At 62.2% G+C, this 7,435-nt stretch carries 7 protein-coding genes; 4 read left to right on the forward strand and 3 right to left on the reverse strand.

All coding sequences use genetic code 11. The annotated features are described in order from the left end of the window. Positions 1–37: 37 nt before the first annotated feature. The 3 genes from Q8K08_RS13880 (at position 38) to Q8K08_RS13890 (ending at position 4,108) form a co-directional block, all read left to right on the forward strand. Positions 38–1,228: a DUF932 domain-containing protein gene (locus Q8K08_RS13880; protein ID WP_370870550.1), complete on the forward strand. Its 1,191-nt coding sequence runs from the start codon at positions 38–40 to the stop codon at positions 1,226–1,228. A gap of 142 nt (positions 1,229–1,370) precedes the next feature. Continuing rightward, a complete protein-coding gene (locus tag Q8K08_RS13885; RefSeq protein ID WP_305250424.1) occupies positions 1,371–1,871 on the forward strand; it encodes a RadC family protein in 501 nt (166 codons plus the stop codon). 98 nt (positions 1,872–1,969) lie between these two features. Continuing rightward, a complete protein-coding gene (locus Q8K08_RS13890) occupies positions 1,970–4,108 on the forward strand; it encodes a ParB/RepB/Spo0J family partition protein (protein WP_305250425.1) in 2,139 nt (712 codons plus the stop codon). A 63-nt stretch (positions 4,109–4,171) separates the two neighbouring features. Here the strand turns inward: Q8K08_RS13890 and Q8K08_RS13895 are convergent, their stop codons facing one another. Beyond that, entirely contained in the window at positions 4,172–4,399 is a 228-nt protein-coding gene (locus tag Q8K08_RS13895; RefSeq protein WP_305250426.1) for a hypothetical protein, read from the reverse strand. Between the two features lie 700 nt (positions 4,400–5,099). Here Q8K08_RS13895 and Q8K08_RS13900 point away from each other — a divergent pair. After that, positions 5,100–5,423, forward strand: coding sequence for a DUF736 domain-containing protein (locus tag Q8K08_RS13900; protein ID WP_305250427.1), 324 nt, complete (start codon positions 5,100–5,102; stop codon positions 5,421–5,423). Positions 5,424–5,508: 85 nt separating this feature from the next. On the opposite strand, the gene Q8K08_RS13905 is transcribed toward Q8K08_RS13900, so the two are convergent. Both Q8K08_RS13905 and Q8K08_RS13910 read right to left on the reverse strand, forming a co-directional pair. After that, complete coding sequence (locus tag Q8K08_RS13905) at positions 5,509–6,546, reverse strand: nucleotidyl transferase AbiEii/AbiGii toxin family protein (protein ID WP_305250428.1); 1,038 nt, start codon at positions 6,544–6,546, stop codon at positions 5,509–5,511. Then, positions 6,539–7,132 (reverse strand): DUF6088 family protein, encoded by a 594-nt coding sequence (locus tag Q8K08_RS13910; protein ID WP_305250429.1) that lies wholly within the window; start codon positions 7,130–7,132, stop codon positions 6,539–6,541. Before Q8K08_RS13910 ends, Q8K08_RS13905 begins: the two co-directional genes overlap by 8 nt. Between the last annotated feature and the right edge of the window lie 303 nt (positions 7,133–7,435).

Consider the following 7,435-nt stretch of genomic DNA (forward strand, 5'->3'; position numbering starts at 1 on the left):
TTCCGGCGCCCGTCACGGAGAGACTGCTATGAACAATATGGAAATCCTGCAACCCGCGCGGCCGGTGACAACCGGCGGCTACAAGGTGGATGTGAGCCGGGGTGAGCGGAACGGGCGGGTGTCGTCTGAATGGTTCAACCGTCCCGATGACGAGCGGTATCTGTCACTCGATGATCTTTGGGCATCGGTGAAGGGCCGGTCCGAGCGCAGCCGCAGCCGGGTGGTCCAAACGGCCGACATCCGGGTCGAGGCCACGCGCGACAGCGCTGAGCGGTTGCACCTGGTACTGCCGAAAGCGCACGAGCCGGTGGCGCCCACGCACTGGGCCTTTGGTCAGCTCGCCAGCATCGTCGGCGCTCCGGCGTCCTACCTCCGACAGCTGCCCGCGCCGCTGGCAGGGATCAACCTGCAATACGGTCTGACCAACCATCGCGCCGAACAGGTGAAAACCTTTGAGACCGAGGATGGCCGCACAGAACTGCGCGCCGTGACCGGCCCCGACTATGGCCGCATCCATGACCATGAACTGGTCGAGGCGGTGCAGCGCATCGCGGGCAATGGCACCGGCGACACGCGCTGGAAAGTGCCGGGCGTGCTCGATTGGTCGACCGGGGTCTACAACCCCGATGTCGAGATCAGCCGCGACACGACCACGCTCTATGCCTCGGACCGCGATGTGTTCCTGTTCCTGGTCGACGATCACAACCCGATCGAAGCGGGCCGTCTGCCGGACGGCTCCCCCGATCTCTACTTCCGGGGCTTCTACTGCTGGAACTCTGAGGTGGGAGCCAAGACCCTCGGCATAGCGAGCTTTTATCTGCGGGCTGTCTGCCAGAACCGCAACCTCTGGGGTGTCGAGGATTTTCAGGAGATCACCATCCGCCACTCGAAGTATGCCGCCTCGCGCTTTGCCCATGAGGCGGCCCCGGCGCTGACGCGGTTCGCCAACTCCTCGCCGCAGGGCTTTGTGAATGGCATCAAGGCGGCACGGCAGCAGATCGTGGCGCGCAACGATGAGGACCGGGATGATTTCCTGAAGAAACGGGGCTTCTCGAAGGCCGAATCCGGCAAGATTATCGAGAAGGTGCTGATGGAAGAGGGCCGACCTCCGGAGAGTATTTTTGATTTTATTCAAGGGATTACGAGACTTGCACGCGATAAAACGCAGCAGGATGCGCGTCTCGACATGGAAAGCCGGGCCAAGAGGCTGCTCGATCGCGTCAGCTGAGGTGAGGAGCGGGGCAGGGGGCTCGGATATCGCCTGCCCCCTGTCATCAGAACGTCCCCTCTTTCCCCTTCCCGGCCAAGTTCGCCGGCGCAGCGCGTTGCCGTTGGGCTGATGCTGGTCGGACTCAACACATGAGGTCTACATGTCCCGATTTTCAGAACACCCCACTGCCTTCCTAAACCGGCGCACCGGCAGCTTCGAGCTGAGCGCGCAGGAACAGGCCACGATCTTCGCCGCCCGCGAAATCCTGGCCCGCCATATCAACCGCAACCCGGTCCTTTCGTCATGGCAGGCCGTGATGGACTATTGCGCCTTCTCGGTGCGCGGTGAAGTCGAGCGGTTTCACGTCCTGTACCTGGACCGCAAGAACCGGCTTATTTCCGACGAACGCCTTGGCGTCGGGACTGTCGATCATGTGCCGGTCTATCCGCGCGAGGTCGTCCGGCGTGCCTTGGACCTCAATGCTTCGGCCCTGATCCTCGTCCACAATCACCCATCCGGCGACCCAGAACCATCGGAGGCGGACATAGCTATGACGAAGGAGGTGGAGAAGGCTTGTGGCGTGCTTGGGTTGGCCCTGCACGACCACATCATCGTCGGCGCGGGCCGGGAAGTCAGTTTGCGCGGGCTTGGTCATCTCTGAAGCCTGGCCGTGGGAGAAAGGAAGGGGAGGGCAGGGGGTTTTCGACAGGTTGGAAGTCGAGAGAGAGGCTCTCGGCGCCTGTCGCGGAGATTGGTCCGATGACCAACATGCAGAAAATCACCCTCGCCTCGTCGCGGGATATTCCCTTCAACAACCTGGTCCTGAGCCAGTCCAACGTCCGGCGCGTGAAGGCCGGCATCTCGGTCGATGAACTGGCCGAATCCATCGCCCGTCGGGGCCTGATCCAGAGCCTGCATGTGCGCCCGGTGATCGGCGAGGACGGGGCCGATATCGGCAAGTTCGAAGTGCCCGCGGGCGGGCGGCGTTTCCGGGCTCTGGAGCTGCTGGTGAAGCAGAAGCGTCTTGCCAAGACCGCACCGGTTCCCTGCATCGTCAGCGCGGCCGATGACGGCGTGCTGATCGACGAGGTCTCGCTGGCCGAGAACATTGAACGGGCACCGCTTCATCCGCTGGACCAGTTCCGCGCCTTCCAGGTCCTGCGCAAGAAGGGCATGACCGAAGAGGCCATCGCGGCCGCCTTCTTCGTCGATGTGAAGGTCGTCAAGCAGCGCTTGCGCCTCGTCTCGGTCGCCCCCGCGCTGTTGGAGGTCTACGCCGAAGATGGCATGACCCTGGAACAGCTGATGGCCTTCACGATCTCGGGTGATCACGCTCGGCAGGCGCAGGTCTGGGATGCCGTCAAGAACTCCTGGTCGAAGGAGCCCTACCAGATCCGTCGCATGCTAACGGAAACAGCCGTGCGGGCATCGGACAAGCGCGCCCGCTTCCTGGGGCTCGACGCTTATGAGGTTGCGGGTGGCTTCGTCCTGCGTGACCTCTTCCAGCAAGATGATGGCGGTTGGCTGCAGGACCCGGTCCTGTTGGAACGGCTGGTCAGCGAGAAGTTGAAAGCGGAAGCCGAGGCCATCGCTGCCGAGGGTTGGAAGTGGATCGAGGTCGCCGTGGGCTTCCCCTACGGTCACACGATGGGCCTGCGCGAGCTTTTGGGCACCACGGTCGATCTGACCGATGAGGAGCGGGCCACGCGCGAGGCGCTGCGCGTTGAATACGATCGTCTGGAGGCTGAATATGCTGAGGCCGATGATCTGCCCGAAGAAGTCGATGCGCGACTTGGCGAAATCGAGCGCATCCTTGGCGTCTTCGACAGCCGCCCGATGGCCTTCGATCCGGAACAGGTTTGCAGGGCAGGGGCCTTCGTCAGCATCGACAGCGACGGCACCTTGTTGATCGAACGCGGATTTGTCCGGCCCGAGGATGAACTGCGCGAAGTCCCTGCGGGTGATGCGACTGAAGACGGTCCCCATGAAAACGCGCCAATGGATGCGGATCATGGCGCAAGCCATTCCACAGTGATCAACATGGGCGGTGAGACCCGACCGACCGAGGACGAAGAGGACGAAGGCGACGCAATCAAGCCGCTGCCCGAACGGCTCGTCATCGAGCTGACGGCACATCGCACACTGGCGCTGCGGGACGCAGTGGCCAACAACCCGCGCATTGCGATGACGGCACTCCTGCACAAGCTTGTCATCGACTGCTTCGTCTCCCGCGCCTCTGGTGCGGCCATCGAGGCGACTGTGCGCGAAATCCATCTGCCGGTGCAGTCCGCCGATCTCGCCGACAGTTTCCCGGCGCAGAACATCGACGCGCGCCACGCTGGCTGGCGTTCTGACTTACCGCTGGGGCAGGGGGATGACGTGCTCTGGGACTGGCTCCACGCCCTGGACGAGGCAAGCCGGCAGGCGCTCCTCGCCCATTGCCTCAGCTTCGGGGTGAACGCCCTCTATGAGCGTCCGAACCCCTACAGCGGCATGGGGATCAGCCAGCACGGCCTCGACCGTCGTCTCCGCGAAGCAGACCGCCTGGCACGCACCACCCAGCTCGATCTGGTCGAGGCGGGTTGGAAACCCACCGTTGCCAACTATCTCGGCCGCGTCACCAAGAGCCGCATCCTGGAAGCCGTGCGCGAAGGGGCAGGGGCGCAGGCCGTTGAGTTGATCGCCCACCTGAAGAAGGGCGACATGGCGCGCGAAGCGGAACGCCTCCTCGATGGCTCAGGCTGGCTGCCGGAGCCGCTGCGCCTGGATGATCTCGATGTTGGCACGCAAGCCGTGACTGAGGACGTCAGCGTTGAACTGCCCGCCTTCCTCGCCGAGGATGACGAAGTCCAGCCCGACGACGAAGAGGAGCGCCAGCACCTGATCGCCGCTGAATGACTTTCAACGGGGCGGCTTCGGTCGCCCCGTTTTTTCATGCGGAGGTATGGAGAGGTGATGCCTTCAGGCAAGCCGCTCGGAATACCGCTTCTTCACTGCCCGGTTGATGAATTGGTTCAACCCATCCCCCGCCCGTGCCAGCACGATCATCCGGTCGAGATTAGCCTGCCCGGCCGAAACCGAGGTGTAGCGGTAGATCGCGCCGTCTTTGAATGCGACATCCATATATGACGAGCCAAGCTCATAAGCCCTGATGCCAGAATCCTGGTCCCAATCACGATATGGAGTCATGCTGCATCTCCGTTCACAAAATGTAGCTATAGCATAAGGCCTGTTCGTGTTTCGTTCAAGCGTGGGTGCGGTGTCATGGCCTCGGGTTTCGACGGACCTTTGCCAATCGATCATTGAAACGGCAGGTATTGGGGCGGGAAGCGAGGGCAGGGGCCCCGCCGTCAGATCATTATCGAGTTGCGCCGGTTGCGGTAGGGTCTCAGCTTGGATTTACCTGCATCTTGCCCGCCCGCAGCACTCGTTCGGATGTCGTCCTTTATCTTCCATCTTTCTGGCTGACCTGAACCAAATGGAGTGGCGGGTGCCGCGAGGCCGCAAGTCAGGTGGGAGGCGCAAGCTGGCCAGACTTCTGGCAGAGGTGGTTTTATCGCCGGTGGTGCCTGTCCTGTCTCTCTTGACGGGCCTTCAGGTTCGCCTTGATCTCCGTTGTCTCTCTGTCCCAGCCCGCGTCCAGTGGCCTCTGTTGATGGGCTGATCTGCCCGAAGGACGTCTTCGCTTCGACCGCTTCGGCGCAACAGCGTCGTCACAACTTTCTTCCCCTGCCGGTGCGGGCACCGTCATTCCTCGCGAAGCAAGAAAGTTCCTCCTGTGCTGTCTGGCCCCCGCGAGGGGGGTGCGCCACCGGTCGCCTTCGGGCTGTCGATCGCCATCGAGGCCGCAAGGACGCGGGCCCGAAACAGAGCAAAACGGAGAAAGAACATGGCGACCATCGGTACCTTCAAGAAGACCGGCACTGAATACACCGGCGAAATCTTCACCCTCAGCCTGCAGGCCAAGGGTGTGCGCCTCGTCCCCGATCTGCGGGCCTCGGGCGAGAACGCCCCCTCCCACCGGGTCCTGGTCGGCCGCGCCGAGATCGGCGCCGCCTGGACGAAGAAATCGAACGAGGGCCGCGAATACCTGGGCCTGAAGCTGGACGACCCGAGCTTCGCCGCCCCGATCTACGCCAACCTCTTTGATGACGAAGAGGGCGAGGGTTCGAGCCTCATCTGGTCCCGCCCCAACACCCGCCGCGGAGACTGATCGCCAAGGCAAAGGCCCCGGTCGAATGACCGGGGCCGAAGGCGTTCTTGCTTTAGAGATTAACGGCTGCCACGCCGCATTGGCTTCAGCCGTTCACCAAGTCTTGGAGGTGCCCGATCCTCGCAATGATTTCGTCGAAAGCCGGTGGCTTCGCGTCGAACATCATCGGGGCCATGGCCCGATAGTCGGCTCGCAGATCCTTGATGCGTGCCTCACTTGGCAGAAGGCGTAGGGTGCCCGGGCGGGCAGTTGCATAGCTCGCCCATGCCGAACGGAAAAACACAGCCTTGTGCTTGGCCACCTGCATCAAGAGTTCGTAGTCGCTGCAGACTGCCTTGCCATCGTCGGTGTCGAGCAGCATCGCGAGATCATAGAAATGCCGTGAGAAGTACTGCGGCGTTGGCGATTCCGGTGGGCGATGAGCTTCTGCATGGAGCGCCGTCGCCTTCTCCCAGAAGGTACGTCGTGCTGAAAGCACGCGGACTGTGGTATCTGCATCCTCAAAAAAGGCCGGGTAGTCCTCGGCCGCGTACGGTCGGATGACCTTTTCCTCGGTTGGCCAAGGATCACCGCGCGCCCCGAGTTCTAGTTTCACGCGAGGGGTGATGTAGGACATGCCTGCATATTCGGTGGTCGCAAATGCTGCCGGGTAGTGAAAGTTCACAGTTTGGGCGTCGTTGGGGTCTATGTCCAACGACCACCCACCTTCGCTTGGTTCGCCCAGTTCCTTGGCGAATGCTGACTGCAAGGCTGGGAGCAGCTGGTTGGCGATGTGAGTCTCGACGTCGCGTACCAGATTGTCGATCAGCTTGGCGGCCTTGTTCTTTCCGAGACCTTCTTGCTCTGGGTCGCGATCCCCGGCGTAGCCAAGCTCGGCACGATCAAAAGAAAGGTCGATGTCTTCGGAAAACCGCCGGATCGCGTTGAAGGCTTTCGAAAGTGAAGTTCCACCTTTGAATACTAGCGAAGCCGTCGGGCCTTTCGGCAAGTTGAAAATGCGCCGCAGGGTCCAGCAGATCCAGAAGTCCTTTTCGATGATGGTGTTCGCCACGCCCCGACCGGCACCGGTTTCCCCGAAGAGGGCGGCGCGGTCCGCGGCGGAAAGGCGGGCGACCTTATCCAAGGAGGTCGCCCGTCCCGAGATCGGCAATCGACAGCAAGGTGGCACGCATCCAGGCGGGCGCTTGGGCGGCGCTTTTGGCGAGGGTCCTCTTGTCGCTGTCGGTGAGGCTTCGGGCAGCGACTTGTAGCACATCTGCTGCACGGGAAGCGCCCACATGGCGCAGCGCCTGAACTACGGTTCCTGCCGGGCTGCCAGGCGCGATCAGATGCTTGGGTGAGGCATGACGGAGATCGACCACGCGCTTACCCAGAACCACGCGCCGGGACGGCCCATCCGTCAGCCAGGAGCTTTGGGCTGCGACCTGAGTCGAGAGGCCAAGTGCATTCGCTGCACGCGCGCCATCGATCTGCAAGTGCGATCCGGTTTCCCGGGCGAGAGCCTGTGCCACATCATCAGGTGCAGGGGTAAGGGCCCCAAGCTTGGGGTGCAACTTGGGGAAGTCGTAGAGCCCCCGGGCAAGCCGTCTGAGATGGCCTGCCCTGGCCAGGCGTGACAGCGCCTGATCAACCGCAGCACGTGCGGCCATATCGAGGAAGTCGCGCGGCGTGAACACGCTGCCGCGTCCGCTTGCGCGGACACGCTTCATGACTCGATCGGGAACGGAGGCGGACGTCGTCATCATATGTCAGAAAATAGGCTATGTTTTTCTGACAATCAAGTGCGGAGATTTCAAGATAGGTTTCGCATTGACCGACTGCAGAACTTCGGCAGGGAAGACTATAGCACATCCCGGCAGAGCCGGGACCGGGTGAGAACGGCAGTGCAAAAGTTTGCCACGGAAGTGGCGGGATAGTCCTGCTGCGGGCAGAGTAAAACTTTGCCACTTTGGCCCTTTCTGGCGACAGGGAGGGCGGGGGTATTTTAATCGTGGAACTCTATCGGAAGGTCC

The organism is Pseudotabrizicola sp., assembly GCF_030684215.1.
Lineage (GTDB): Bacteria > Pseudomonadota > Alphaproteobacteria > Rhodobacterales > Rhodobacteraceae > Pseudotabrizicola.